The following is a 25,932-nucleotide window of genomic DNA, read 5'->3' on the forward strand; positions in this document are numbered from 1 at the left end:
ACCTCTGACACCGGAGGTGCCCAATGAGCACCCAAAGCGCAAGCCTGACGCCGACCCTGGCGCAGAAACTTGAACAGACCGCCGAGCGCAAGGCCCTGCGGCGCGCGGCCAGTGCCAGCTTCATGGGTAATTTCGTCGAGTGGTTCGACTATGCGGCCTACGGCTACCTGGCAACCGTCATCGCGCTCACGTTTTTTCCGCAAACCGACAAGACGACCGCGCTACTGGCGACGTTCGCCGTGTTTGCGCTGTCGTTTATCGTCCGCCCGCTGGGGGGACTGGTCTGGGGCCACTTCGGTGACAAATACGGGCGGCGTAGTGCGCTGTCCTGGTCGATTCTGATCATGTCGATCTCGACCTTTTGCATCGGTGTCCTGCCGACCTACAACCATATCGGCCTGTGGGCTCCGGCTTTGTTGTTGCTGATTCGCTTGTTCCAGGGTTTTTCCGCTTCAGGTGAATACGCCGGGGCCTCGGCCTTTCTCGCCGAGTATGCGCCCGAGGGTAAACGCGGTTTGTACACCAGCATTGTCCCGGCGAGTACGGCGGCAGGTTTGCTCTTCGGCGCGGTCTTTGTCGCCGGCCTGCATGCGTGGATGAGTGTCGAGGATCTGCACAGCTGGGGCTGGCGTTTACCCTTTCTGCTGGCAGCGCCATTTGGGCTCGTGGGGCGTTACATCCGCATGAGTCTGCAAGACACGCCCAAGTTCCTGGAGATGGAAAAACGCCTTGAAGCAAAGGAATGCGCAACCCACGCTCCGGTTCGCGAATTGCTGACCGTGCACCGACGCAGTGTGATGATCGGGATCGGCGCGACCTGCCTGAATGCGGTGGCGTTCTACTTGTTGCTCAGCTACATGCCGACCTACCTGTCCACCGAAATGGGCATGAGCGAAAGTGATTCGTTCCTGGCATCCACGGTATCGCTGGCGACTTACATCGGGCTGATCTTTCTGATGGGCAAACTGTCGGATCGGTTCGGGCGCAAAACCATGCTGCTGAGCGCTTCAATATTGTTCCTGGCGCTGACATTTCCGCTTTTCGGGATGTTGGAGAATCAGCCGCTGATCGTGATTCTGATGATCCAGATTGCTTTCGGCGCGATCCTGGCGATGAACGACGGCACCTTGCCGTGCTTCCTCGCCGAGATATTTCCCACCCGCGTCCGCTTCAGTGGTTTTGCCTTCAGTTTCAACATCGCCAATGCCGTGTTCGGCGGCACCGCGCCGTTTATCGCAACCTGGCTGATTCAACTGACCGGCAACAAAATGGCCCCGGCCTGGTATCTGCTGGCGGCAGCGGCGGTGGCATTGATTGCCATGCTGGCGAGCCGGGAAACGGCGCATAAGGCGTTGCAGGACTGATCTCCATCCGGTGATTTCATAGATGCCTTCGCGAGCGGGCTCGCTCCCACATTGAACCGCGTCCGCCTGGACAACACGGTCAACCGTGGGAGCGAGCCCGCTCGCGATGAGGTCATTCAATCAATGCACCGCCGCTACCTGCTTGCGCTCACCCATCGGCGATACGCCAAAGAAACGGCTGTAGCATTTGGAGAAATGCGCAGGCGAAACGAAGCCGCAGGCGAGGGCGATATCACGTACCTGCGATTCGCTGCGCAGCAATAATTGACGTGCCCGTGCAAGACGCAATTCAAGGTAATACTGACTCGGCGTGCGCTGCAGATGCTTGTGAAACAGGCGTTCGAGCTGGCGCACCGACACCTCGTTCAACCGCGCAAGTTCCTCAAGGCCCACCGGCTCCTCGAGATTGGCTTCCATGATCGCTACCATCTGGCTGAGCTTGGGCTGCGAGGTGCCCAGCTTTTGCCGCAATGGCACACGCTGTTGTTCCTGTGCATTGCGTACCCGATCACACAACAACAACTCGGCCGCATGGGCTGCGATATCGCGACCACCAGGTTCGCGGGCGATCAACTGCAGGGTCATGTCCATGGAGGCCACGCCACCGGAGCAGGTGTAGCGATCACGGTCCAGCTCGAACAACTGGTTGGAAATGATGATCCCCGGAAAACGCTCTTTCAGTGCTTCGATGTCTTCCCAGTGAATCGTGCAGCGATAGCCCTTGAGCAGATCGGCGCGCGCCAACAAGTGGCTGCCGGTGCAGATCCCGCCCAGTGGTACCTGATCATGCGCCAGCTTGCGTAGCCAATTGAGCAGTGGTCGGCTGCTGTGATTGGAGACGATCGGGTTTGATCCGACAACGAACAGCATGTCGAGTCTGGGTGCGTCGGTGATGGTATGGTCAGGCAGGATGCGCATGCCGTTGCTGGCCGTCACCGGCTCCAGGCTGGCGGCGATGATGACCGTGCGGAACAGCGGTTTGCGCGCGGCCAGGTTGGCCATGCGCAGTGTTTCCACGGCGGAGGCGAAGCCGATGGTGGTGAAGTTGGGGATGACCAGGAAACCCACGGTTTTCACCGGTCGTTGTTCATTCGCCGAACGTCCTGCGGCGGGTTTCACCACCTGGAGTTTCGCCATTATTACCGCTCCTCAACTGCATCAGTGACATGCGCCGCGGCAAGCTGCCGATACGGGCAACGTCATCTCGTTTTTGTGATTGTAAGCCCTGTTTACAGGCTTCAGGATTTTACTGTGTGTGTCCGGACAATGGACCGTGACGAAAGGAATTCGCACGCAAGATGTCATGAGTCTCGATTGGCCGAAGGGGGGCGTAGAAAACGTGGGGAGTAAGGCATGAGGATCAACAAAAAAACCGGCCAGCTCCGTGGTGGAGAGCGGCCGGAAAGAGGTGAACGAGGATGAGTGTTGCTATCGTGGATAGCGCTTCAAGCGTTTTCGGTTCGTGCGATGTCGACGGCTTGCACTGTCTTCTTCCTGGAGTTGAAGATTGCGCCCATACAGACGATGGACAGTGTCAGCGCACCTGTCGCTACAACTTCCATGCGATGCTGCGGCAAGATCAGCATGATCACCAGGATGCTCAAGATGCAGGCAATGACCAGGTAGCTGAGCCAGGGGAAAAACCACATCTTGAACGCGATCGGTTGCCCCGAAGCATTCATCTTCTTGCGCAGTACCAGTTGCGAAACAGCGATGACCAGATAGACCAGCAGCGCAACGGCACCGGAGCTGGCCAGGAGGAAGGAGAAGACTTCGTTGGGTGCAAAGTAATTGAGCGCCGTGGTCAGAAAACCGACCGCGGTGCTGGCCAGCACCGCGATATAAGGCACCCCTGAAGTCGACGTCTTCTGCAGTACTCGAGGACCATCACCGCGTTTGCTCAGGGAGTAGACCATGCGTGACGCGGTATAGATGGCTGAGTTGAGGCAGCTGGCGACAGCAATCAGCACGACGATATCGACGATCATTTTCGCGTGTGGAATGTTCATCAACTCGAGCGCCCTCTGATAAGAGCCGACTTCCATGAGCATGGGGTCGTTCCAGGGGACGATGGAGATGATGAGGAATACCGAGACGATATAGAAAATCCCCATTCGCCAGACGACGGAGTTGGTCGCGCGGGTGATCTGTTTGGCGGGGTTTTGCGATTCGGCAGCGGCAATGGTGACGATTTCCGTGCCCATGAAGCTGAACACGGTGGTGAGCATCGCGCCGATGACGGCGGTCATGCCATTGGGCATGAAACCTCCGAACTCATGACTTAGTTGAACGACTCCACTCACCGTCGTATCCGGTAATCCGCCCACCAGGGCAAGCGCGCCAAGCGCGATAAACCCCAGAACCGCGATGACTTTGAGCATGGCGAACCAGAACTCGAACTCCCCGTACCGGGCGACACTGAACAGGTTGGTCAATGTCAGCAGGCCGGTGACCGCTATGGCGAACTCCCAGGTCTGAATGGCGGGAAACCAGGCGTGCAGGATGGCGGCAGCGGCGATGGCTTCAATCGGAATGACCAGTACCCAGAACCACCAGTACAGCCAGCCGATGGTGAAGCCGGCGCTGCGTCCCATCGCCCGCTCGGCGTAGGTCGAAAACGATCCTGTATCGGGCGACGCTACGGCCATCTCTCCCAGCATGCGCATCACCAGCACGACCAGGGTGCCGGAAAAAATGTACGCCAGGATGGCGGCCGGCCCCGCCGAGGCGATGGCGTGTCCTGAACCGATGAACAGGCCGGCGCCAATGGCACCGGCAATGGAAAGCATGGTGACGTGACGCTGCTTGAGGCCTGGGGCCAAGGTTGAGCTGCTGGACATGAGACTTACCCTTTTTATTTTATTTGGGGAGGGTGAAGCAATAACCGTGAGTACTCGTTTGGGCACGTCCGTGTGTTCTTCAGGTGTCCAGATCAAAAGCCTCGCGCACAGCGGCGCTGATGCCAGAGACACAGACTTCGAGAATCAGCTCGCCTTTCTCGCGACTGGAACCTTTAGGGGATGACAGTGTTCCGCAGGCCGGCGTGCGCTCGGCAATGATGGGAAAGACGTCGTAAGGCGGGAAGGTCGCGGGAGGATGATCAACCGCACGACTCAGATCGACCTTGTCGGGGTGCAGGGCCAGCATCAAAGAGGTTTCGAAAATACCGCCATGCTCGATATCCCAGCCGAGAAATCCCTCGGGATATAACTTTTCGATGACGGCAGGGTCGTTGACGAAGTCCCAATAGGACAGCACGACGACCTTGAAGTCACTGATGCCACCGTAGCGAAGTTCCCGAAGGGCAAGGTCTATGCCCTCGACAATGAACATCGAGTTTTCAAAGTGCCCGTTCATCATCACCAGTTTGCGTGCGCCATGGCGGGCAAGTTCTCTGATGATGTCCTGCACGGTATGGGTCAGCGTGGCGCCATCGAGGCTGGTTGTTCCCGGGAAGTGGTTGCCGCCGCCTGATTTCTGCTGAGACTTGTAGCCATAGGCAAGGGCAGGCAAGACCAGGCCGCTGACATTCTGCGCTACCGCCTTGCATATCGCGGTAGGCAGCAGCACATCGACTTCCATGCACATGTGATGTCCATGCTGTTCCAGTGCACCCACGGGCAGAAAGATCGGGCTGCCGGCAGCGACCTTCTCTGCATACGCAGGCCAGGTGAGTTCTCCAATAACGACACTGTTGTTCATCTGCACACCCTCTGAAAGTGTTTGACCGTTGGTGATTTTCAACCGGTGGTTGGGGGCGTTTGCCTATCGTCTGACTGACCTTCCAGATTGCAGGAATCGAAGGCGGCGCATGGATCAATTCGATCAGAGGGGGAGGGTGCAGAATTGTCTAAATCCGACCCGTAAATGACAAAACACCCTCTGGTTTGTCATTTCTGTCCGGTTATCGGATTGGGGCTCGTCGCTTTTGCGTGAGAAGGGGCATGAGTCGGATCTGACAAAGTCCAGGTCGAGCGCGCACAAAAACGGGTGATGGCGACCTGCTGCAATGCATCCAGCCAGCGAATGATGCTGTGGTTGGCAGCGATAGCAGGCAGCAGGCAAGAGCAAAAGGATGAGACGGACAGGAGCACTTTTCATCAGAGCCACTTTCCATCACCAGGCGAGACAATAATGAAAAATCGCATCGACCTTTCACGCCGTACATTCCTCAAGACCTCCAGCATCCTGGCAGGCACCGCAGCGCTTTCTGGTTTGCTGCCCTTGAGAAGCTTCGCCGCAGTGGAAAAAGAACTGGTCATACTCGCATGGGCCGGACACGCAGAACCGGACATCGTCGCTGATTTCGAGCGCCAATATGGGGTCAAGGTCCGGGCCAAGTACTACACCGGCGGCGACAACATGCTGGGGTTGATCTCACAGTCCCCGCCCGGCACTTTCGACCTGATCCTGTCCGACGCCGAATACGTCCAGCAACTCAATGCCGCCGAGTACATCGAGCAACTTGACCCCGCTGACTACCCCTTCGATGACTTCTACCCGGAGTTCCAGCATTTTCCCGGCCACTGGCAGGGGGACAAGCTCTACTCGGTCCTGATTCGCTTTGGCTTCCTCGGCATCGCCTACAACACTCAACTCGTTCCCGAAACCAAGGTGCACAGCTATGACGTGTTCTGGGACGAAAGCCTCAAGGGCAAGGTTGGACACTTCGACTGGCACCTGCCGAATCTCGGACAGATCAGCTTGATGAATGGCAACGCGCGCCCGTACGACATCGATACCGCGCACTGGCAAACGGTGCAGCAGAAGATGATGAGCTTGCGTGCGCAAATCGGTGGCTTCTTCGATTACGGCGGAACCTTTTCTTCTCTGAAGAATGGTCAGATCCATGCCATGTGCGGCATCGGCGACTGGATCACCGGTGTCTTGCAACGTGCCGGCGCACCGGTGAAAACCGTATTGCCCAAGGAGGGCGGGTTGCAATGGACGGAGTCTTACTGCATCGCTAAAAAAGCACACAGCCCGGAGCTGGCGAAGAAGTTCATCCAATACATCACCTCACCTGAAGGCCAGGTCAAGTCGGCGAAGATGGCTGCTTATCCCGCGCTGATCCCGAGCAAAAAGGGCTGGGAACTGCTGAACCAGACCGATCTCGCCGAGGCGAAGCGCCAAGGCATGCTGCTCGGTCAGCGCAACGTCATGGATGACATCCGCGATGGTCGTATCAAGTACCGCGAACTCCCGGTCCGGCAGAGTCTGGATGAGTGGAATGACTTCTGGTCGCAATACAAGGGTGCTTGACGAGACGAGTGGAGGTGGTCGCTATGATTTCAGACAAGTTGAAGGCTTCGCCGTCGGTACTCTCCGGTAATGCCGGTGCCCGAACAGAGCGCCGTTCAAGGAGGGTGTGGCGCTTGCCCTGGTTTGGCCTCTGTTTCTCGATGCCTATCCTGATCTGGCAATTGATGTTCTTCGTATTCCCGCTGGCGTTTCTGGTGGCCATCAGCTTTTGGCTTGTACGTAACTTCCGGATGGTGCCGACGTTCGAATGGCTCAACTGGAGCTATATGCTCAGTCGCGCCTTTTTTTGGGACGCCTACGTCCATACACTCGCCATGGCGGCAGGTGCCACTGTGCTGGTCAGCCTGGTGGCCTTTCCCTGCGCTTATGCAATCGCCTTCAAGTTTCGCGAGTCGGCAAAGCAGCTGCTGGTGTTGCTGCTGGTCACTCCGTTCTTCACCAGCTACCTGGTGCGCACTTATTCATGGCAGGTGTTCCTCAGCGATAACGGCATCTTCAATGCCGCGCTTGGTCTGCTTGGGATAGAGCCGTTTGCCATGTTGAATTCGGCGTTCGGTACTTATGTCGGTTATTTCACGCTGTGCCTGCCATTGGTGGTTTTGCTGCAACTGTTCAGCTTGATGTACATCGATCGTTCGTTGATCGAGGCCGCGCACAACCTCGGCTGCGGACGATTGCGAACGGTGCTGCTGGTGGTGGTGCCGTCGGCGCGGATCGGCATTGTCGTCGCGGCACTGTTTTGTTTCATCCTGAGCTTCGGCGACTTTGTCAGCCCGCTCTACCTGGGCGGTGGTCAGCCGCCGACCTTGAGTACGCTGATCACTGACACCACCAAGTCGGGCCAGCAATGGCCACGCGCGGCGGTGATCGCAACGATGATGATTGTGACGTTGCTCATCGTGGCTTTTGGTGCGGTTCGCTTCGCTTACCGGAGGCGCGCATGAACGAGCATCGGTTGATTAACTTCTTGCTGCGCAGCTTTGTCGTACTGGTGTTCCTCTTCATCTTTTTGCCGATTGCCGGCAGCTTCGTGTTCTCGTTCAACATTGACCGTTTCCCTTCCTTGCCACTGGGCGGGTTCAGCCTGCACTGGTACGAGACGATCGCCAGCGATCCGGCGGTCTGGCAGGCATTCAGGAACAGCCTGACGGTGGGTGTGGTCGTGTCGCTGGTATCAACCCTGCTTGGGTTTACGGCGGCTTACACAGACTTCCGTTACCCGTTCTTCGGCAAGTCAATCTATATGGCGCTCGCGCTACTGCCGCCCACCATTCCGGTGGTGATCATGGGGCTGGCGATGCTGGCTTTCCTGTCGCGGGTCGGGCTTTCCGGCGAGATCTACGCGGTGATGATCAGCCATATCGTGATGTGCGCTCCGTTCGCAATGGCGGTCATCAGGATGCGCCTGGCGCAGATGGATCCGAACATTGAGGCGGCGGCCTGGAACCTGGGAGCCAACCAGTGGAAGGCCATGCGTCATGTGATCCTGCCATTCACGGCGCCGAGCATTTTCGCCGCGCTGTTCGTGACCATGGCCGTTTCCTTCGATGAGTTCGCTGTCGCCTGGTTCGTGTCGGGGCTTAACGAAACGGTGCCTGTGCGCATCCTCAATACGCTGCAAGGGCAGGTGAGCCCGACCATCAACGCGATCGGCACCATCGTCTTTATCACGACCATGACCCTGGTGATCCTCGCGCAACTGCTGTTGATGCGGCGGCGTAAGCCCGCCAGTGCCTGATACCACCCTGACAATCATCCGAACACGAAGGATTCAGCCATGACTCAACCGTTGGTGGTATTCGACAACGTGGTTAAACATTTCGGTAGCTATCAGGCTGTCGAGCGTATGAACCTGGAGATTTACAAAGGTGAGTTCGTCGCGATCATGGGGTCGAGCGGCTGCGGCAAGACCACAACGCTGCGCATGCTCGCGGGGCTGGATAAGCCCAGTGAAGGCGAAATTCGTCTTAACGGTGAGCGCATCAATGATCTCTACTCCTGGGAACGGGAGACGCCGCTGGTCTGGCAAAACCTGGCGCTGTTCCCGTTTCTTGACGTGCTGGAGAATGTCGAGTTCGGTCTGCGAATGAGAGGGATGGCCAAGGCTGAGCGACGCAAGAAGGCGCTACTGTGGCTTGAGCGGCTCGGATTGGAGGAGTTCGCCACTCGCGATATAAGCCTGCTCTCCGGTGGCCAGCGGCAACGCGTGGCGTTGGCGCGCTCGTTGGTCACCGAGCCGCCGATCCTGCTGCTCGACGAGCCCCTGAGCGCCCTCGACGCTCATCTGAGTGTGCGCATGCAAGGCGTGCTGACTGGACTGCAGAAGGACCTGGGTATCACTTTTGTCTACGTCACTCACAGTCAATCCGAAGCCTTTGCAATGGCCGATCGAGTAGTGATCATGAGTCGAGGCCGGGTCGAACAGATCGGCTCGCCTCAGGAGGTTTTCCTTGAGCCTCACAACCGCTTCGTTGCCGAGTTCGTTGGCGGTAAAAACATCCTTGAAGGCACTGTCGTTGGCTTCGACGATAGCGGGTTGGTTTGCCTCGATTCGCAGCATGGTGGATTCCTGGCGCGGCTGCCTGAGGGTAAAACGGTAGTTCCCGCTGAGCGCGTTACAGTCTGCGTAAGCGCCGAGCATATCGACTTGACCGCGCAGCCTATGCGACGCAACCGGCTGAACTGCACCGTGGTCGGTGAAGAGTTCATCGGCTCGATGGTCAATATTTATCTCGAAGCCAGTGGCGGGCTTGAGTTGCAGGTGCAGAAACGGCATGCCGATTACAACTTGCCTGGCGTGCACTGCGGGCAAAAAATCTTCGCCGAGTGGGATGGCGCAGATGCGCTGATTCTGCGTGGGGGCTGACCTGGTGAAAATCAGGGCCTGCCTAGCGGCAGGCCGTTACCGGCCCGCACACAAAAAATCTGACAGTCCCCAGTTCTTTCTCTGCCACGGTATCTCCTGGATTCTGCAGCGTTAAACTCGCAACACCGACGCTCAAAACCTGGCTGCGCGTTTCTCCACAAATGCTCGCATCCCTTCTTTCTGGCCAGGCGTTGTGTTGACCGTATTCAGCGCGTGATCAAGCCAACCCCTTTCGGGGCTGGTAGTTCACAAACAAATCCTTTGCGCAAAAAAAAGATTTCCGAGGCGCAGCGGGAGACTTATTACGGCCAGTCAACGCTCCTCTATGAGAGGAGTTCGATAGCAATCGCGGTCGACTCGCCGCCACCAATGCACACAGATGCGATGCCACGCTTTAGCGTGTTCTGCCTCAAGGCATTTATCAACGTAACAACAACACGCGCGCCTGACGCGCCAATCGGGTGCCCCAAAGCGCATGCCCCACCGTGGACATTTAATTGCTCATGTCCGACGTTCAAGTCTCGGATAACAACCATGGGAACCACGGCAAAGGCCTCATTGATCTCAAAGAGATCAACATCCTGCATTGACCAGTTGGTTCGCTCCAGCAAGCGTTTAATCGCACCGACCGGAGCGCAGGCAAAGAGGCCGGGAGCGTGCGCGTAGGATGCATGACCTGCTATCCGGGCCAACGGTGTAAGGCCTCTACGCTCGGCTTCAGACAAGCGCATCAGCACGAGGGCAGCCGAGCCATCCGAAATAGAACTGGAGTTCGCTGCAGTCACCGTCTCGCCTTCGCGAAACGCAGGTTTCAACGTAGGAATTTTGTCGATCCGGGCCTTACCCGGCTGTTCATCGCTTTCAATCGAAACCGTCTCACGGCCAGACGAAGCCTGCACCGGGACAATCTCGTCCTGGAAACGCCCTTCGGTGATTGCCTTCTGAGCTCGGGTCAACGAGCTGATCGCAAACTCATCCTGCTGGCCTCGAGTGAATCCATAACTCTGAGCACAGTCTTCGGCGTATGTGCCCATGAGCCGGCCTTTCTCGTAGGCATCTTCCAACCCATCGAGAAACATATGATCAATGATCTTGCTGTGGCCCATTCGATAGCCTGAGCGAGCTCGCTCCAACAGGTAGGGAGCGTTTGACATGCTTTCCATACCTCCGGCAACTACCACCTCCGCGCTCCCCGCATGGAGAAGGTCGTGGCCGAACATCAGCGCTTTCATGCCAGAGCCGCACATCTTGTTGACTGTTGAGCACACCACTTGCTCCGCAAGATTCGCCAACAGGGCAGCTTGGCGAGCCGGAGCCTGGCCTTGCCCAGCTTGTAGCACGCATCCCATGATGACCTCGCCAATGTCACTGGGCTGCAGGCTGGCTCGTTCCACGGCGGCACGAATTGCTACCGCACCCAGCTGCGCAGCAGTGACTTCCTTGAAGTTCCCAAGAAAGCCTCCTAACGGAGTTCGGACAGCACTGACAATGACGATAGGGTCGGTATGGCTCATAACTGAATCCTCTGTTTCATGTTGGGGGGGCTTGTGCCCGATCACAGACTTTTAGCTCGAACTATTTCGCGGCCATTCTCAAAGCACCATCCAAACGAATCACCTCACCATTGAGCATGGAGTTTTCGATGATGTGCGCTGCCAGCGCTGCGTACTCGGAAGGCCGTCCCAGCCGTGGAGGGAACGGCACATTGGCTGCCAATGATGCCTGCACGTCCCGAGGCATTCCCGCCATCATCGGGGTCTCGAATATTCCGGGTGCAATGCACATGACACGGATGCCTGAACGAGCCAGGTCGCGAGCCAATGGCAATGTCATGGCAGCAACTCCACCTTTGGACGCGGCGTAAGCGGCTTGGCCCGTCTGACCGTCAAAAGCTGCGACAGAGGCCGTATTTATGACTACGCCGCGCTCACCTTCTTCATCGGGCTCTCCTCCCGCCATAGCTTCAGCAGCAAGGCGAACCATGTTGAAGCTACCGATCAAATTGATTTCGATAGTTCGGCGAAAACTCTCAAGCCCATGTGCGCCATTACGGCCTAAAACCCGTTCGGCTGGCGCAATACCCGCGCAGTTGATCACCCCTTGCAACGCGCCAAAGACGCCTACTGCAGAGGCAATGGCTGTACGGCAATCACTTTCACAGGTGATGTCTGCTCGCACGAAAATCGCACGTTTTCCTAGCTCGTCAGCGCGAGCTACACCAGCGGCTTCGTTCACATCGACCAGCACTACGTTTGCACCTCGGCCCACCAACTCGCGCGCCGAAGCCAGCCCGAGTCCAGAGCCTGCGCCAGTAATCAGGAAGACTGAGTTTTCGATGCGCATGATGTTTCCTCACAATTTGGCAGTACCGCATACGCGGTTATTTGACATGTAAAAGGCCCAACGGCCAGATCGGTTCCGGCCGCCGGTTTACTTCAGGTGTAAGCCGCGCTGGAGATTCTTGGACGGATATTGTCGGTGATCAGTGGCCTCGACAATGCTCAAACGCCTCAGCTTGGTTGAATGCTTTGGATAATCGAGACCAGGCATCGAGGGCCAGGAGGAGGGGTTGCAAAAGCGTTCCCTGATAACAAAACCTTCGGGTTGACATGCAATGCTGTGAAGCCGGAACGTAGATAAACAATTCAGGCTCGTCAGGTTGCTCAAAGCAGACCTGCCGTAGAGATTTGAAGATCAGCATCAAGTCAGATATCAACTGCGCAGAGGAATAAGCATGCTCATCCAGGACAAGGGAACTACTTCGATTGGATTGGTGCATGAAGCCCTCGATGGCGCATTGCGACGCCAACTGGACATATCCGGCGCATTGCAGCAAGCACGTATAGATCCGGAGCTCCTCACTTCTCCCCAGGCCAGGGTTTCGGCTGCTGCATTTTCTCGCCTGTGGGTCGCTCTTTCAGATCTACTCGACGATGAGTTTTTCGGAATCGACAGCCATCCAATGCGACGAGGTAGTTTCCGATTGATGTGCCAGGCTTCGATTGACTGCGAGTCGTTAGAGCAAGCGTTGCGGCGGATTCTGAAGTTTCTACGCCTTGTGTTGGACGATATTCACGGTGAGCTGAGGCTTGAAGATGACTCCGCCGTCATCGTTATCCATGACAAAGGAATTGAGCGTCGCCTCTTTAGCTACGGAACATGGCTGATCCTGGTACATGGATTGCTTTGCTGGCTGGGTAACAGGCGCATTCCGATAAAGGAACTCTGCTTCAGACCGAATCGACCGCTCGACGATAGCGACTATCGGATGCGCTTTTGTGAAGAAATTCAGTTTGGCGCTCCCGTTACGATGATGCGTTTTGACCGTATTTTTCTAAGCCTCAAGGTCGTGCAAAACAAGGCCAGCCTATCGACGTTTTTGAAAGAGTCGCCTGCTAATCTGCTGGTGAAATATCGTAACGAGGACAGCATCAGCGCCCAGATCCGAATGAGATTGAGAGACCTGAATCCAGAGGAATGGCCAGAGCTGGATAAGGTGGCCAAAGTGCTCCGCATGTCATATTCGACGCTTCAGCGAAGGCTCCAGGCCGAGGGGGTCAGCTATCAGCGTTTGAAAGACAATCTGCGCCGCGACATGGCGATCAACCTGCTGTGCCAGCCAAATATGACAGTCACCGAAGTCGCTGCGCTCACAGGCTTCCAGGAAAGCAGTGCCTTTCACCGCGCCTTCAAGAAGTGGACGGGAGTGAGCCCTGGCGCTTATCGCCGCTCCAATGCGCAAGATCCGGGCGAAAGCTAAAAGCCTTACTTGCGGAACAAGAGCACTACTTCCCCCGCCAGATTTCGTACTGAGATCTGCAACCCGTTGCACCCGCCAAAATGCCGATGGACAGCTCTTCCCCAAGATCACACTGGTGGTTTCTGGCCAGCTATGGGTGTCCAAATCGGTCAAACAGAACGATGTCGTAGGGCATAGGCCGCAGCAAGCCCAACTCCTACGATGCGACGCAGGTAACCCAAGTGTCGCATCTCAAGCAGACCACCGAGCCTTCAGCCGGTACGTCCCCCCTCGATATGCCTCCAGGACCGGGTGCCTGGCACGTCACAAACAAAAACAAAAACAAGATCGAAGGAGACGCGATATGCAGCCGGTAAACGTTTATGCGCTCGCGGTTGAATCGAAGTTCAACCGCTTCCATGGGCTCATTCTATTTTGGTGTGTCCTCATTCTGATAATCGATGGCTATGACCTCGCTGTAGTCGGTGCAGCCCTTCCGGCGATCATGAAGGACATGAACATTGATCCAACCAGCGCCGGCATCATGGCTGGTTCTGCGCTCTTCGGAACGATGCTCGGAGCGATATTTCTTGGCACGCTGGCTGACCGCATCGGGCGTCCCAGGATGATCGCAATCTGTGTGGCCTTGTTCAGCATTTTCACTGCCGGGGCTGGTCTCACCAGTGACCCGGTCAGCTTCAGCATTTCTCGCTTCATCGCGGGCCTTGGCATCGGCGGCGTACTGCCAATTTGCACCGCTCAGATGGGTGAGTTTTCTCCACTCAAACTCCGTACTCGCCTGGTGACCCTCGTTTTCGCGGGGTACTCCGTGGGCGGTATTCTGGTTGCACTGACTGGCAAGCAACTCATTGAGAGTCATGGATGGCAGTGGGTGTTTTATGTGGCGCTGCTGCCAGTGCTTTTGATTCCTATGATCCTGAAGACCATGCCTGAGTCCATAGGCTACCTGCTGAAAACCGGACGTCACGATGAGCTACGGGCTATTGCTCGCAAGATAGACCCTACTCTCATGATCGACGAAAACACTGTGATGACCGGAAACGCCACCGTATTGGATAAACAGGAAGCGCCAGTTCGTAACTTGTTCAAGGATGGTCGAGGCTTTAGCACCGTCATGATTTGGGCGGCGTTCATGACCGGCCTCTTCATGGTGTACGCCCTTAACTCTTGGTTGACCAAGCTTATGGCGATGGCTGGATTCAGTCTTGGCTCTGCGTTGAACTTTGTGATTGTTTTCAATGTGGGGGCCATCGCCGGTGCAATTGGCGGAGGATGGTTGAGCGACAAGCTAAACATCAAACACGTGCTGGTCTGCTTTTATATCGTAGGAGCAATGGCTCTAACAATCTTGGGCTATACGCGCTCAACAACTTTGCTGTTTCCAGTGGTGTTCACTGTCGGGGCATCGACTCTTGGTACCCAACTGTTGGCCTATGCGTACGCCGGGGATTTCTACCCGTCATCGATTCGTTCAACCGGAGTGGGTTTCGCGTCTGGTGTAGGAAGAATTGGCGCTATCGTCGCCCCCGTCCTCATCGGTTGGCTGGTATCACTAAACCTTCCGCTTGAGAAAAACTTCATGGCTATCAGCCTTGCTGGTCTTATTGGCGCTGCCGCAGTCACCATGATTAACCAGTCCCGCGCAGACTCGACTCAAGTCAGAAAGGCCCCAGCCCTGTCTAGTTAATACCATGATGCATCCGTCTGTAACTGAATCCGTGGACTCTAACGCATGAAAATGAATCGCTTATCCCAACCGCCAGTATCGTCTGAACTGCTTAGCCAAACGGTTGATTGGGCGATAGCTTCACGACGCAGCATTCGGGCTTTTTTGCCCACGCCTGTACCACGCGAAGAAATTGAATCGATCCTTGATATCGCTCGATTCTGCGCAACGGGAGTGAACATGCAGCCTTGGCGCGTCCATGTTGTCACTGGAGAAGCAAAGACTCGTCTTTCATGCGCCATCGCGGAAATTGACAACGATCCGTCACTCAGCAACCACCTTGAAGACGCATACGAATATTACCCACGCGAATGGACTTCACCCTACGTGGATCGGAGAAGGCAAGTAGGCTGGGAGCTCTACGGATTGCTGGGAATCGAGAAGGGTGACAAGCAGCGAATGCATGCGCAACACGGCCGCAATTACCGTTTCTTTGACGCGCCAGTCGGCTTGATCTTCACCATTGATCGAGTGCTAAAGGAAGGGAGTCTCCTCGACTACGGAATGTTTCTGCAGGCCGTGATGGTGGCAGCACGAGGGAGGAAGTTGCACACCTGCCCGCAAGCCGCCTTTTTGAAATATCACCGCGTTATCTCGCAATCCCTTGCGATCCCCGCTGATCAAATGCTGGTTTGCGGAATGAGTCTTGGATACGCCGACGAGACCAGTATTGAGAACACCTTGGTTACTGATCGGGAGCCGGTGAGCGCGTTTTCCACCTTTCATCACAATAATAAGGAGACAACACCATGAAGCCTGGTGCTTATGAGAATGGGCTTGATCACTGCAAGGCAAACTATTTGCCCCTGACTCCCCTTGGATTTCTGGATCGGGCAGCACTTGTGCACCCGGATCGGATAGCGGTAGTTCATGGAGAACTTCGCAGAACCTGGAGTGAAACTCGCGAGCGGTGCTATCGACTCGCCTCAGCACTTTCCAAAAAAGGCATGGGTGCGGGAGACACCATTTCAATTCTGTCTCCCAATACTCCTGCCATGCTCGAAGCCCATTTTGGGATCCCTCTCTGTGGCGCGGTACTGAATACAGTTAACTACCGCCTGGATGCAGAAGGCGTGGCATTCATACTTCGCCATGGGGAATGCAAGCTCCTCTTGGTGGATCGAGAGTTTGCAGCACTGGCCGATGCCGCGCTTGAACTCCTGGAGCACCGTCCGTTGGTCATCGACATCAATGACCACCTGGCGCCCATTTGCAAAAGCATTGGAGACATCGATTACGAGACCTTGATTTGTAGCGGTAGTCCAGATTTCGAAGGGGTTTGGCCAAGCGATGAGTGGCAGCCGATAGCGCTCAACTACACCTCAGGTACAACCGGCGATCCGAAGGGTGTCGTCGCCAGCCATCGCGGCACTTACCTCATGAGTATGCTGCAGATGACTAACTGGCCGCTTTCTCGGGCTCCTCGTTACCTGTGGACACTCCCTATGTTCCACGCTAACGGATGGTGTTTTACCTGGGCGATCACTGCGGCGGCCGGCACGCATGTGTGCCTGAGAAAGGTTTCCGCAGAGACGGTGTTTGAGTCGATAGATAACCATGGCGTCGACCACTTCTGTGCGGCGCCTATTGTTATGGCCATGATTGCGAACGCCGCAGACCGTCCTGCGCTTAAAACGCCGGTACGAGTGCTGACTGCCGGTTCCCCACCTCCGGCCAGCGTACTCAACGCCGTAGTCTCACGAGGCTTCGACGTTGACCACGTTTATGGAATTACTGAAGTTTCCGGCACCCCGATCAGCTGCGTATGGCAAGACGGTTGGGACGATTTGACACCGAGTGAGCAGGGCGCTTTTCGTGTGCGCCAAGGGGCTCGTGCAGCAGCCTTCGAAGGCTTGATGGTCGCTGACTCCGAAACGATGCAGCCAGTTCCAAAGGACGGCCAAACAACGGGTGAGCTGCTGCTCAAGGGCAACACCGTTATGATGGGTTATCTGAAGAATGAAAGCGCAACCCGAAAAGCCTTTGAAGGCGGCTGGTTTCATACTGGTGATGTAGCCGTTGTGCACCCCAACGGTTATGTACAAATTACCGACCGTTGCAAGGACGTCATTATTTCTGGAGGGGAGAATATCTCGTCCGTAGAGATCGAAGAAACCATCCATTGTCATCCAGCTGTTTTACATGCTGCAGTCGTCGCTCAGCCTGATGACAAATGGGGGGAAGTCCCGTGCGCGTTTGTCGAACTAAAAAGTGGTATTGAGCTTCCCACCGAGGCAGAAATAATTGTGTTCTGCCAGAGCCGTCTTGCTCGATTCAAATGCCCTCGCAGAGTGATTTTTACAGAGTTGCCAAAAACCGCAACCGGGAAAATCCAGAAGTTTTTACTTCGAGAGCAAGCAGGCAGTCGCGATGCAATTGTCCGTTTGGCTTCAAATTGCTAAGGCGTGCTCAGCTCACCCCAAGGGGAACTGAATTGTTTAGTATGGATGAAAACTTTGGTTCGCAGATATAACTCGCACGGTGCTGCCAATTAGGTAGTCAAAAATCATACGCACTGCAAACAAACAAAAGTTGCCTGAAGGGTTGAGCAATTTGCGCATATTCAGTTGATGAATTCGCGTGAGCGAACTCTGCGTGGGATTCGTGTGTGTTGCGTTGGCCTGGAAGATTTCCTTGTTGCTTCTGTTACTTACAAATATAAAAAAATCGGAGCGTTATAAGTGAGCGTAAAGAAAGTTTCTGCAACTTTGCTGTTTGGCAGCATTGCCCTGAGTAGCCAGGCGTTTGCTGACTTCCTGAGTGATAGCAAAGCTGCCTTGGGAATGAGGAGCTTCTACTTCAATAACGACAACCGTGATGGCACCGCTGCACCTTCGAAAACCGAAGAGTGGGCGCAAGGTTTCATGTTGGACTTCAAGTCGGGATATACCGAGGGTACCGTTGGTTTTGGTGTTGATGCCCTGGGGTTGCTGGGCATTACCCTGGACACTGGCAAGGGACGACACGTCGGCAGCTCTATGATTCCCTCGGACAGTGACAACCGCGCCGTCGACGAGTGGAGCCGGCTGGGGCTGACCGGAAAAGTCAAAATGTCGAAGACTGAACTGCGCTACGGCACCTTGATTCCGAAACTTCCGATTCTGGTCGCCAACGATGGGAGGGTGCTTCCACAAACCTTCGAGGGCGGCCAAATCACCTCGAGCGAGTTCAAGGATCTGACCCTGACGGGTGGGCGAATTGAACATGCAACAGGTCGCGGTTCAACGGATCAGACGGGGCTGGCCGCTATGGGCGGTACGCGTGAAAGCAACCAGTTCGACTTCGTCGGGGGCGACTGGAAAGTCACCAGGGATCTGACGGCTCAGTACTACTATGCCCATCTCGAGAACTACTATAACCAGCAGTTTTTCGGACTGATTCACACGCTTGCGTTCTCGGACAATCAATCCCTGAAAACCGACCTGCGTTACTTCAAAACTGACTCGTCAGGTGAAAACAGCTCCGGTACATCAGGTTACAGAATCAGTGGCTTCACCGAAAACGGTGATGGCGTGATCGACAACCGTCTCTGGAGTGCTGCATTGATTTACAGCCTTGGCGCCCACGCATTTACTGCGGGCTACCAAAGCGTTTCGGAGGGTAGCAGCTTCACCCAGCTCAACCAGGGTAGTTTGGTGGATAAAGGCGCCGCAGGCAGCAGCTTGTACCTGTACACAGACCGTCTGATCCAGAGCTTCACCCGCGCAGGGGAACGTACGTCATTCGGTCAGTACGCCTATGACTTTGCCGCCCTGGGTGTCCCTGGCCTGAAAGCCTCGGTCATGTACCTCTCCGGGGACAATATCAAGACGAGAACCGGCGACAATCAGAAAGAATGGGAAAGGGATATCTTTCTGGACTACGTCGTTCAATCCGGTGCACTTAAAAACGTGGGTTTCGGCTGGCGCAATGGTAAATCCAATAGCGAAGCCGCCCGTGATCAAGACCAGAACCGGGTGTTTGTGAGCTACAGCATTCCACTTCTCTAAGAGCGCAGCATAAGCGTATCGCGCTCATTTCGAGAGTTCTGAACGGGTCAATTTACCTCTGCGCCGACACGTCCTGTTGACGCCGACGCCGAATTGACCCACGTGCCGAGTCAAGACTGACTCACCTCTAAATCTGCACAAATCCCGCATAGGAAAAGGTTCGAGAGGAACAGACAGGCTCAGTGACATCTCGGCGACTGGGTCAATTCGGCATCGGTGCCAACACACCAGGACGTATCCAGTGCGGCTTTCAAGGTCGGCTATGAAAGTCCATCGCAGTTCAGCCGTGAATACTATAGCGGCTGACTTTGAAGGGGAGGGGGAATGGTGTTACTTGAGGGAAGACGCAGAGATTTTGGAGTAAGTGTCGACATCAGTTGTGGCAAGAAGGCAACGGCCATCCTTGAATTTTGCGTAGAAAGTTATTTCCTTTTCTTTGTCGCATAGCCACCAGCCCGCAGCCAGTCCAACCGGACCTAAAAGCAATGCTCCAGCCAGGCTCCATCGAATAACGCTGCCTTTCTTATTAACTATTTCCTCGGTTGCTGTTTCTAAAGTTTCTATTTTTGAAAGGGGTATCTTTATTTTAAGGGAAGGTTTTACTGCGGATTTCAAAATGAACAGTCCAGATTGAAATTCAGCATCACCTGTCAGAAAGTCACCGGATATCACCGTTATCTTCGACATGGTGTTCCTCTCCTGATCAGGTTTAGCCAGCTGATCACTGGGCTCCAAAGGTCTCTGTCAGTCAATCGGCTTACGACAAAAGGTGAGACCGACAGTCACCCCATCGATACCGGATCCTGGTCATTCACAACCGTCATGCCGAGGCGGTCGGCGATCAGCACTTCCAGTCGTGCGCCTTTCGAATGCGCCCAGCCAGGGAGCGTGGCCACGGTGTCGCAGTCCATCAGGGCGTCGATGTCGAGGCGCATGCAGTGGTACGAAGTCCAATCGCTTTGATGTATTGGTTTGCAGTTGTCTCTTTACGTTGCATACGGTAATCCATATATGCGATAAACCGTATATGATCCGAGGCTTCATAATGACCGGCAAAGCCCGTGTCCTCCTTCACGAAATGCATGAGCGCATCAAGATGTTCGTCTTGGTCAAAAACAAGCACTGAGAACCGATATGGCTGACCATCTGACACCGACCACTGTTTTCAAATGCCTGGCTGACGACACTCGGGTGCGCACGATGATGCTCATCACCCGTGAAGGAGAGTTATGTGTTTGCGAGCTGACCTGCGCGCTGAACGAGAGTCAGCCAAAAATCTCCAGGCACCTCGCACAACTGAGAACTTGTGGTCTGTTGTCGGACCGTCGGCAAGGCCAATGGGTCTATTACCGACTGCACCCGACTCTCCCGGATTGGGTTCATCAAGTGCTGACAACGGTGCTCGAAAGCAACAAGCACTGGTTAAGTCCTGATGCCAAACGCCTTGAAGAGATGGGCGACCGTCCTGAAAGGGCACTCGCCTGTTGTTAAAGCCAGGTCGACTACATCGGCCAGTTCGAGATCCAGTCGAACGCCCACTGACAACAAATACAGAGCACAACAACATGACTATCAAAGTTGGCATCAATGGTTTTGGCCGGATCGGTCGCCTCGCGCTGCGGGCCGCCTGGAGCTGGCCAGAGTTTGAATTCGTGCAGATCAACGATCCGGCAGGGGACGCGGCGACCCATGCGCACCTGATCAACTTCGACTCGGTGCATGGCCGTTGGCACAATGAAGCCAGCACCGAAGGCGACAGCGTCGTCATCGACAATAAGCGCATCAAGGTCACGGCCAACAAGGCGATTGCCGACACCGACTGGTCGGGCTGCGATCTGGTGATTGAAGCCAGCGGCAAGATGAAAACCGTGGCGGTGTTGCAGGCCTACCTGGACCAAGGCGTGAAGCGTGTGGTGGTCTGTGCACCGGTCAAGGAGCAGGGCGCCTTGAACGTGGTGATGGGCGTCAACCAGCACCTGTTCGACCCAGCGCAGCACCGCATTGTGACCGCCGCCTCCTGCACCACCAATTGCCTGGCGCCAGTGGTGAAAGTCATCCACGAAAAGCTGGGCATTCGCCACGGTTCGATCACCACCATCCACGACCTGACCAACACCCAGAGCATCCTCGATCAGCCGCACAAGGATCTGCGCCGTGCGCGTGCGTCCGGGATGAGTTTGATTCCAACCAGCACCGGCTCGGCCACCGCCATTGCCGAAATCTTCCCGGAGTTGCGCGGACGCCTGAATGGTCACGCGGTACGGGTGCCACTGGCCAATGCATCGCTGACCGATTGTGTCTTTGAAGTCGAGCGTGCCACCACTGTGGAAGAAGTGAATCAGTTGCTCAAGGACGCTTCCGAGAACGAGCTCAAAGGCATCCTCGGTTTCGAGGTGCGTCCGCTGGTGTCCATCGACTACCGTACCGACCCGCGCTCATCGATCATCGATGCGCTGTCGACCATGGTCATCAACGGCACCCAGGTCAAACTCTATGCCTGGTACGACAACGAGTGGGGTTATGCCAACCGCACTGTCGAACTGGCGAAAATGGTCGGTCTGGCGGTCTGAGGAGCGGTCATGAAAGCGTTGTCAGCCCTCGCTCCGCAAGTGCGGCAGTACCTGCTCGTGACAGGCAACTACTGGGCCTTCACCCTCACCGACGGCGCCTTGCGCATGTTGGTGGTGCTGCACTTTCACGCGTTGGGCTACAGCCCACTGCAAATCGCGGCGTTGTTTCTGTTCTACGAACTCTTTGGCGTGATCACCAACCTGGTGGGTGGCTACCTCGGCGCCCGGCTGGGGCTGAACCGAACCATGAACATCGGGCTGGGCCTCCAGGTCGCGGCGCTGCTGATGCTGACGGTTCCGGTGGCCTCGCTGACCATCCCATGGGTGATGGGCGCGCAGGCGCTGTCGGGGATTGCCAAAGACCTGAACAAGATGAGCGCGAAAAGCTCGATCAAGCTTCTGGTTCCGGATGGGCAGCAGGGCAAGCTCTACCAGTGGGTGGCAATCCTCACCGGCTCGAAGAACGCGCTCAAGGGTGTCGGCTTCTTTCTTGGTGCAGCCTTGCTGGCCTTGATCGGCTTCAAGGGCGCCTTGCTGGCCATGGCCGGTGTCCTGGCGCTGACCTGGATCAGCAGTTTGATCCTGTTGAAGAAGGATCTGGGCAAAGCGAAAGCCAAGCCAAAGTTTCGCGACATCCTGTCCAAGAGCCGGGCGATCAATATCCTCTCGGCGGCGCGTATGTTCCTGTTCGGTGCCCGCGATGTCTGGTTCGTGGTGGCCTTGCCGGTGTACCTGAGCGGTGTCTTCGGCTGGGACTTCTGGCAGGTTGGCGGCTTCCTGGCGGCCTGGGTGATTGGCTACGGCATCGTGCAGTCCTTCGCGCCCCACATCACTGGCAAGAAGCGCGGGCACGTACCGGATGGTCGTGCGGCATTTCTGTGGGCGCTGGCACTGGCCGGTCTGCCGGCGGCCATTGCTCTCGGGCTGGACACCGGGCTGTCGCAACAGGTGGTGCTGCTCGGCGGATTAATGGTTTTTGGTGCGTTGTTCGCAGTGAATTCGTCGCTCCACAGCTACCTGATCGTGTCCTACGCCAAGGAAGATGGTGTGTCGCTGGATGTGGGGTTTTATTACATGTCCAACGCCATGGGGCGCCTGATCGGCACGGTGCTTTCCGGTTGGGTTTATCAGGTGTATGGGCTGGGGGCGTGCTTGTGGCTATCGAGCGCGTTCGTACTGCTCGCAGCCTTGATTTCCATAGGTCTGCCCAAGCATTCTGTGTCGCTACTTGACGACGTAGTTTAGGGTTTTCCGAGGGCGGCTATTGAGTGGCCTTTGAGGGAGCCAGCGCCTTCGAGCGACCCTGCGGTTGCTCGAAGGCGCTCTGGTTACTTCAGGTTGCCGCTGAGGAACTGCTGCAGACGCTCACTTTTAGGGTTGCCCAATACGTCCTCGGGCGCACCCTGTTCTTCGACTCGCCCCTGGTGCAGGAACAGCACCTGGTTCGATACTTTGCGCGCGAAGCTCATTTCGTGGGTCACCATGATCATGGTGCGGCCTTCTTCGGCCAGCCCCTGGATCACCTTGAGCACTTCGCCCACCAGTTCCGGGTCCAGGGCCGAAGTCGGCTCGTCGAACAGCATGATCTCCGGCTCCATGCTCAAGGCGCGAGCAATGGCGACCCGTTGCTGCTGACCACCCGAGAGAAACGCCGGGTATTGATCGGCCACCCGTGCCGGCAAACCGACCTTGTCCAGGTAGCGCCGGGCGCGATCCTCTGCGTCCTTCTTGCTGACGCCCAGCACCCGGCGTGGGGCCATGGTGATGTTCTCGAGCACGGTCATGTGGCTCCACAGGTTGAAGTGCTGGAACACCATCGCCAGGCGAGTGCGGATGCGTTGCAGTTCATTGGCGTCGGCCACGCGCATGCCGTGGCGGTCATGGACCATTTGAATCGGCTGGTTGTCCAGGCTCATGGCTCCGTCATTGGGCGTTTCCAGGAAGTTGATGCAACGCAGAAAGGTGCTCTTGCCCGAACCACTGGCGCCAATCAGGCTGATCACATCGCCGGTCTTGGCGTTTAGCGAAACGCCCTTGAGGACTTCATGGTTGCCATAACTTTTGTGCAGGTTTTCAACGGTCAGTTTGTACATGAACAAGCATCCTGAATTAGTGAGCCGGGCCGAGGAAAGACAACCAACGGCGTTCAGCCAGGCGGAACAGACCGACCAGAGAGAAAGTGACTGCCAGGTAGATCAACGCGGCGATGCCGAACGACTGGAAGGTCAGGAAGGTCGCCGAGTTGGCGTCCCGTGCGACTTTCAGGATGTCCGGGATGGTCGCGGTGAAGGCCACGGTGGTCGAGTGCAGCATCAGGATCACTTCGTTGCTGTAGTACGGCAACGAGCGACGCAAGGCCGATGGCATGATCACGTAGGCATACAGCTTCCAGCCGGTCAGTCCGTAAGCCTTGGCCGCTTCGACTTCACCGTGGGCCATGCTGCGGATTGCCCCGGCGAAAATCTCCGTGGTGTAGGCGCAGGTGTTCAGGGCGAAGGCCAGGATGGTGCAGTTCATCGCATCGCGAAAGAACGCGTCCAGCACAGGCTGGGCACGCACCGCGGCCAGGCTGTAAATGCCGGTGTAACAGATCAGCAGCTGAATATAGAGTGGAGTACCCCGAAACAGATAGGTGTAGAACTGCACCGGCCAGCGCACCCAGACATTGCTCGAGACCCGGGCAATCGACAGCGGGATCGACATCACGAAGCCGAAGAAGATCGAGGCACTGAGCAGCCAGAGGGTCATGGCCAGCCCGGTGATGTGAGTGCCGTCCTGGAACAGGAAAGGTTTCCAGTATTCCTGCAGTAGTTCGATCATCGCACGGCCTCCCGGGTGCCTGCGGCGTAGAAGATTTCCATCCGGCGCAAGACGTAGTTCGAAACGGTGGTGATCACCAGATAGATCAAGGCGGCCAGAATCAGGAAGAAGAACAGCTGATAGGAGCTCTTGCCCGCGTCCTGGGCCACCTTGACCAGATCGGCCAGGCCAATGATCGACACCAGCGCGGTGGCCTTGAGGATCACCATCCAGTTATTACCGATGCCCGGCAGGGCAAAACGCATCATTTGCGGGAACACCACCAGGCGAAAGCGCTGAGCGCGGGTCAGGCCGTAGGCGGTAGCCGCTTCCATCTGCCCTCGCGGTACGGCGAGAATCGCGCCACGGAAGGTTTCGGTGAAATAAGCCCCGTAGATGAAGCCCAGGGTAATGACCCCGGCGCTGAACGGGTTGATTTCGATGTATTCCCATTCCATGAAATCGGTAAACGAGGTCAGCCAGGTTTGCAGGCTGTAGAAGATCAGCAGCATCAGCACCAGGTCCGGCACCCCGCGGATCAGCGTGGTGTAGGCCTGCGCAGGGACGCGCAGCAGTGCCGATTTCGAAAGCTTGGCGCTGGCGCCGATCAGGCCCAGGCCAACGCTCACCAGCAAGCACAGAAAGGATAATTTGACAGTCATCCAGGAGCCTTGCAGCAACAGCGGGCCGAAACCCTTGAGGCTGAAGCCTGACAGCCCAAGAATCTGCATTAGGTTTTCTAACATTGAGCAGCCCTACATCGATCAAAAAAGTGCCCATCCGGAAATGGGCGCAGGGTCATTATTTGCCGCTGTAGAGATTCAGGTCGCCAAAGTGCTTCTGCTGGACGGCCGCATAGGTGCCATTGTCGTGCAGTGTCTGGATACCTTTGTTCAGCAAGGCCTGGAGCTCGGTGTTGCCTTTGGTCAGGCCCACCGCGGTTTTGGCTGGCAGCAGGGGGCTTTCGACCGGCTCGCTGACCTGGAAGTCGGCGCCTGGCGGCGACTTCAGGAAGCCCAGTTCGGCTTGCAGCATGTCCTGGATCCCTGCATCGAGACGTCCGGAGATCAGGTCAGCGTACACCTGGTCCTGGTTGGCGTAGGCCTGGGTCTCTACCCCGGCCTTGTCCAGCACGGCCTTGGCGTAGGCTTCCTGGATGGAGCCTTGCTCGTAGCCGACTTTCTTGCCCTTGAGGGAGGCCGGGTCGGTGCCGATGGCCACGCCTTTCTTGAATACCAGCGCGGTCGGGCCGGAGAACAGCTCGTTTGAGAAGTCGATGACTTTCTCGCGTGCTGGCGTGACGGTCATGGAAGAGATCACGCCGTCGAACTTGTTGGCCTTGAGGCCGGGAATCATGCCGTCGAAGTCGCTTTCGACCCACTTGCACTTGACCTTCAGCTGCGCGCAGATCGCGTTACCCAGATCGATATCGAAGCCCACCAGGCTGCCATCGGCGGCCTTGGATTCGAACGGCGCATAAGAAGGGTCGACGCCAAAGCGCAACTCCTTGTACTCCTTGGCCAGCGCAGAACCGGCAGCCACACACAAAGCCAATGCAGAAAGGGTGAGAAATGCTTTTTTCATTGTTTTATTCCC

At 56.3% G+C, this 25,932-nt stretch carries 24 protein-coding genes; 13 read left to right on the forward strand and 11 right to left on the reverse strand.

The genetic code is table 11. The annotated features are described in order from the left end of the window. The first annotated feature begins 23 nt into the window (after positions 1–23). Positions 24–1,364, forward strand: a complete 1,341-nt coding sequence (locus KGA83_RS27310) for an MFS transporter (protein ID WP_223531307.1) — start codon at positions 24–26, stop codon at positions 1,362–1,364. Between the two features lie 120 nt (positions 1,365–1,484). Here the strand turns inward: KGA83_RS27310 and KGA83_RS27315 are convergent, their stop codons facing one another. The 3 genes from KGA83_RS27315 to KGA83_RS27325 form a co-directional block, all read right to left on the reverse strand. Beyond that, on the reverse strand, positions 1,485–2,501 hold the full coding sequence (locus KGA83_RS27315) for a GlxA family transcriptional regulator (RefSeq protein WP_223531308.1): 1,017 nt from the start codon (positions 2,499–2,501) through the stop codon (positions 1,485–1,487). Between the two features lie 308 nt (positions 2,502–2,809). Beyond that, positions 2,810–4,204, reverse strand: a complete 1,395-nt coding sequence (gene gabP, locus KGA83_RS27320) for a GABA permease (RefSeq protein WP_223531309.1) — start codon at positions 4,202–4,204, stop codon at positions 2,810–2,812. A gap of 79 nt (positions 4,205–4,283) precedes the next feature. Next, positions 4,284–5,066 carry a creatininase gene (locus KGA83_RS27325; protein WP_108217665.1) on the reverse strand — a complete coding sequence of 261 codons (783 nt, stop codon included), beginning with the start codon at positions 5,064–5,066 and terminating at the stop codon, positions 4,284–4,286. 432 nt (positions 5,067–5,498) lie between these two features. Here KGA83_RS27325 and KGA83_RS27330 point away from each other — a divergent pair, with 432 nt between their 5' ends. From KGA83_RS27330 to KGA83_RS27345, 4 genes are read left to right on the forward strand one after another with little or no spacing between them, the layout of a single operon-like run. Further along, positions 5,499–6,626, forward strand: a complete 1,128-nt coding sequence (locus KGA83_RS27330; RefSeq protein ID WP_223531310.1) for an extracellular solute-binding protein — start codon at positions 5,499–5,501, stop codon at positions 6,624–6,626. Positions 6,627–6,649: 23 nt separating this feature from the next. After that, positions 6,650–7,570, forward strand: coding sequence for an ABC transporter permease (locus tag KGA83_RS27335; RefSeq protein WP_223531311.1), 921 nt, complete (start codon positions 6,650–6,652; stop codon positions 7,568–7,570). Continuing rightward, complete coding sequence (locus KGA83_RS27340) at positions 7,567–8,364, forward strand: ABC transporter permease (protein WP_223531312.1); 798 nt, start codon at positions 7,567–7,569, stop codon at positions 8,362–8,364. The genes KGA83_RS27335 and KGA83_RS27340 overlap by 4 nt, the downstream gene beginning before the upstream one ends. 39 nt (positions 8,365–8,403) lie before the next feature. Beyond that, positions 8,404–9,492: an ABC transporter ATP-binding protein gene (locus KGA83_RS27345; RefSeq protein WP_223531313.1), complete on the forward strand. Its 1,089-nt coding sequence runs from the start codon at positions 8,404–8,406 to the stop codon at positions 9,490–9,492. A 323-nt stretch (positions 9,493–9,815) separates the two neighbouring features. Here KGA83_RS27345 and KGA83_RS27350 read toward each other — a convergent pair whose 3' ends face one another. Next, positions 9,816–11,006, reverse strand: a complete 1,191-nt coding sequence (locus KGA83_RS27350; protein WP_223531314.1) for an acetyl-CoA C-acyltransferase — start codon at positions 11,004–11,006, stop codon at positions 9,816–9,818. 61 nt (positions 11,007–11,067) lie between these two features. Continuing rightward, on the reverse strand, positions 11,068–11,835 hold the full coding sequence (locus tag KGA83_RS27355; protein WP_108217659.1) for a 3-hydroxyacyl-CoA dehydrogenase: 768 nt from the start codon (positions 11,833–11,835) through the stop codon (positions 11,068–11,070). A gap of 391 nt (positions 11,836–12,226) precedes the next feature. On the opposite strand from KGA83_RS27355, the gene KGA83_RS27360 reads away from it, so the two are divergent. The 5 genes from KGA83_RS27360 (at position 12,227) to KGA83_RS27380 (ending at position 18,967) form a co-directional block, all read left to right on the forward strand. Further along, positions 12,227–13,252 carry an AraC family transcriptional regulator gene (locus KGA83_RS27360; protein WP_223531315.1) on the forward strand — a complete coding sequence of 342 codons (1,026 nt, stop codon included), beginning with the start codon at positions 12,227–12,229 and terminating at the stop codon, positions 13,250–13,252. Positions 13,253–13,595: 343 nt separating this feature from the next. Beyond that, positions 13,596–14,939, forward strand: a complete 1,344-nt coding sequence (locus KGA83_RS27365; protein WP_223531316.1) for an MFS transporter — start codon at positions 13,596–13,598, stop codon at positions 14,937–14,939. Between the two features lie 45 nt (positions 14,940–14,984). Next, a complete protein-coding gene (locus tag KGA83_RS27370) occupies positions 14,985–15,731 on the forward strand; it encodes a nitroreductase (protein WP_177413252.1) in 747 nt (248 codons plus the stop codon). Beyond that, the gene (locus tag KGA83_RS27375; RefSeq protein WP_108217656.1) at positions 15,728–17,380 is read left to right on the forward strand and encodes an AMP-binding protein; all 1,653 of its coding nucleotides are present in this window, start codon (positions 15,728–15,730) and stop codon (positions 17,378–17,380) included. The genes KGA83_RS27370 and KGA83_RS27375 overlap by 4 nt, the downstream gene beginning before the upstream one ends. 279 nt (positions 17,381–17,659) lie before the next feature. Next, on the forward strand, positions 17,660–18,967 hold the full coding sequence (locus tag KGA83_RS27380) for an OprD family porin (protein WP_108217655.1): 1,308 nt from the start codon (positions 17,660–17,662) through the stop codon (positions 18,965–18,967). A 330-nt stretch (positions 18,968–19,297) separates the two neighbouring features. On the opposite strand, the gene KGA83_RS27385 is transcribed toward KGA83_RS27380, so the two are convergent. Beyond that, on the reverse strand, positions 19,298–19,654 hold the full coding sequence (locus KGA83_RS27385) for a hypothetical protein (protein WP_223531317.1): 357 nt from the start codon (positions 19,652–19,654) through the stop codon (positions 19,298–19,300). Between the two features lie 95 nt (positions 19,655–19,749). Next, positions 19,750–19,902, reverse strand: a complete 153-nt coding sequence (locus KGA83_RS27390) for a DUF4406 domain-containing protein (RefSeq protein ID WP_108217653.1) — start codon at positions 19,900–19,902, stop codon at positions 19,750–19,752. Positions 19,903–20,101: 199 nt separating this feature from the next. Here KGA83_RS27390 and KGA83_RS27395 point away from each other — a divergent pair, with 199 nt between their 5' ends. From KGA83_RS27395 to arsJ, 3 genes are all read left to right on the forward strand, one after another. Continuing rightward, positions 20,102–20,458 (forward strand): metalloregulator ArsR/SmtB family transcription factor, encoded by a 357-nt coding sequence (locus KGA83_RS27395; RefSeq protein ID WP_223531318.1) that lies wholly within the window; start codon positions 20,102–20,104, stop codon positions 20,456–20,458. A 74-nt stretch (positions 20,459–20,532) separates the two neighbouring features. Continuing rightward, positions 20,533–21,537 (forward strand): ArsJ-associated glyceraldehyde-3-phosphate dehydrogenase, encoded by a 1,005-nt coding sequence (locus tag KGA83_RS27400; protein ID WP_108217651.1) that lies wholly within the window; start codon positions 20,533–20,535, stop codon positions 21,535–21,537. A 9-nt stretch (positions 21,538–21,546) separates the two neighbouring features. After that, positions 21,547–22,782, forward strand: coding sequence for an organoarsenical effux MFS transporter ArsJ (arsJ, locus tag KGA83_RS27405; protein WP_223531319.1), 1,236 nt, complete (start codon positions 21,547–21,549; stop codon positions 22,780–22,782). 83 nt (positions 22,783–22,865) lie between these two features. Here arsJ and KGA83_RS27410 read toward each other — a convergent pair whose 3' ends face one another. From KGA83_RS27410 to KGA83_RS27425, 4 genes are read right to left on the reverse strand one after another with little or no spacing between them, the layout of a single operon-like run. Further along, on the reverse strand, positions 22,866–23,630 hold the full coding sequence (locus KGA83_RS27410) for an ABC transporter ATP-binding protein (protein ID WP_046031503.1): 765 nt from the start codon (positions 23,628–23,630) through the stop codon (positions 22,866–22,868). Between the two features lie 16 nt (positions 23,631–23,646). Further along, the gene (locus KGA83_RS27415) at positions 23,647–24,357 is read right to left on the reverse strand and encodes an ABC transporter permease (protein ID WP_108217649.1); all 711 of its coding nucleotides are present in this window, start codon (positions 24,355–24,357) and stop codon (positions 23,647–23,649) included. Then, complete coding sequence (locus tag KGA83_RS27420; RefSeq protein WP_223531320.1) at positions 24,354–25,082, reverse strand: ABC transporter permease; 729 nt, start codon at positions 25,080–25,082, stop codon at positions 24,354–24,356. The genes KGA83_RS27415 and KGA83_RS27420 overlap by 4 nt, the downstream gene beginning before the upstream one ends. A gap of 55 nt (positions 25,083–25,137) precedes the next feature. Further along, complete coding sequence (locus KGA83_RS27425) at positions 25,138–25,920, reverse strand: transporter substrate-binding domain-containing protein (protein WP_223531321.1); 783 nt, start codon at positions 25,918–25,920, stop codon at positions 25,138–25,140. Positions 25,921–25,932 lie beyond the last annotated feature (12 nt).

The organism is Pseudomonas sp. GL-R-19, from assembly GCF_019956375.1.
Classification (GTDB): domain Bacteria; phylum Pseudomonadota; class Gammaproteobacteria; order Pseudomonadales; family Pseudomonadaceae; genus Aquipseudomonas.

What these genes read in the sequence shown, in the direction of transcription:
- KGA83_RS27310 (WP_223531307.1), top strand. Translation starts at nt 24, where the DNA reads ATGAGCACCCAAAGCGCAAGCCTGACGCCGACCCTGGCGCAGAAACTT.
- KGA83_RS27315 (WP_223531308.1), bottom strand. Translation starts at nt 2,501, where the DNA reads ATGGCGAAACTCCAGGTGGTGAAACCCGCCGCAGGACGTTCGGCGAAT.
- gabP (WP_223531309.1), bottom strand. Translation starts at nt 4,204, where the DNA reads ATGTCCAGCAGCTCAACCTTGGCCCCAGGCCTCAAGCAGCGTCACGTC.
- KGA83_RS27325 (WP_108217665.1), bottom strand. Translation starts at nt 5,066, where the DNA reads ATGAACAACAGTGTCGTTATTGGAGAACTCACCTGGCCTGCGTATGCA.
- KGA83_RS27330 (WP_223531310.1), top strand. Translation starts at nt 5,499, where the DNA reads ATGAAAAATCGCATCGACCTTTCACGCCGTACATTCCTCAAGACCTCC.
- KGA83_RS27335 (WP_223531311.1), top strand. Translation starts at nt 6,650, where the DNA reads ATGATTTCAGACAAGTTGAAGGCTTCGCCGTCGGTACTCTCCGGTAAT.
- KGA83_RS27340 (WP_223531312.1), top strand. Translation starts at nt 7,567, where the DNA reads ATGAACGAGCATCGGTTGATTAACTTCTTGCTGCGCAGCTTTGTCGTA.
- KGA83_RS27345 (WP_223531313.1), top strand. Translation starts at nt 8,404, where the DNA reads ATGACTCAACCGTTGGTGGTATTCGACAACGTGGTTAAACATTTCGGT.
- KGA83_RS27350 (WP_223531314.1), bottom strand. Translation starts at nt 11,006, where the DNA reads ATGAGCCATACCGACCCTATCGTCATTGTCAGTGCTGTCCGAACTCCG.
- KGA83_RS27355 (WP_108217659.1), bottom strand. Translation starts at nt 11,835, where the DNA reads ATGCGCATCGAAAACTCAGTCTTCCTGATTACTGGCGCAGGCTCTGGA.
- KGA83_RS27360 (WP_223531315.1), top strand. Translation starts at nt 12,227, where the DNA reads ATGCTCATCCAGGACAAGGGAACTACTTCGATTGGATTGGTGCATGAA.
- KGA83_RS27365 (WP_223531316.1), top strand. Translation starts at nt 13,596, where the DNA reads ATGCAGCCGGTAAACGTTTATGCGCTCGCGGTTGAATCGAAGTTCAAC.
- KGA83_RS27370 (WP_177413252.1), top strand. Translation starts at nt 14,985, where the DNA reads ATGAAAATGAATCGCTTATCCCAACCGCCAGTATCGTCTGAACTGCTT.
- KGA83_RS27375 (WP_108217656.1), top strand. Translation starts at nt 15,728, where the DNA reads ATGAAGCCTGGTGCTTATGAGAATGGGCTTGATCACTGCAAGGCAAAC.
- KGA83_RS27385 (WP_223531317.1), bottom strand. Translation starts at nt 19,654, where the DNA reads ATGTCGAAGATAACGGTGATATCCGGTGACTTTCTGACAGGTGATGCT.
- KGA83_RS27390 (WP_108217653.1), bottom strand. Translation starts at nt 19,902, where the DNA reads ATGCGCCTCGACATCGACGCCCTGATGGACTGCGACACCGTGGCCACG.
- KGA83_RS27395 (WP_223531318.1), top strand. Translation starts at nt 20,102, where the DNA reads ATGGCTGACCATCTGACACCGACCACTGTTTTCAAATGCCTGGCTGAC.
- KGA83_RS27400 (WP_108217651.1), top strand. Translation starts at nt 20,533, where the DNA reads ATGACTATCAAAGTTGGCATCAATGGTTTTGGCCGGATCGGTCGCCTC.
- arsJ (WP_223531319.1), top strand. Translation starts at nt 21,547, where the DNA reads ATGAAAGCGTTGTCAGCCCTCGCTCCGCAAGTGCGGCAGTACCTGCTC.
- KGA83_RS27410 (WP_046031503.1), bottom strand. Translation starts at nt 23,630, where the DNA reads ATGTACAAACTGACCGTTGAAAACCTGCACAAAAGTTATGGCAACCAT.
- KGA83_RS27415 (WP_108217649.1), bottom strand. Translation starts at nt 24,357, where the DNA reads ATGATCGAACTACTGCAGGAATACTGGAAACCTTTCCTGTTCCAGGAC.
- KGA83_RS27420 (WP_223531320.1), bottom strand. Translation starts at nt 25,082, where the DNA reads ATGTTAGAAAACCTAATGCAGATTCTTGGGCTGTCAGGCTTCAGCCTC.
- KGA83_RS27425 (WP_223531321.1), bottom strand. Translation starts at nt 25,920, where the DNA reads ATGAAAAAAGCATTTCTCACCCTTTCTGCATTGGCTTTGTGTGTGGCT.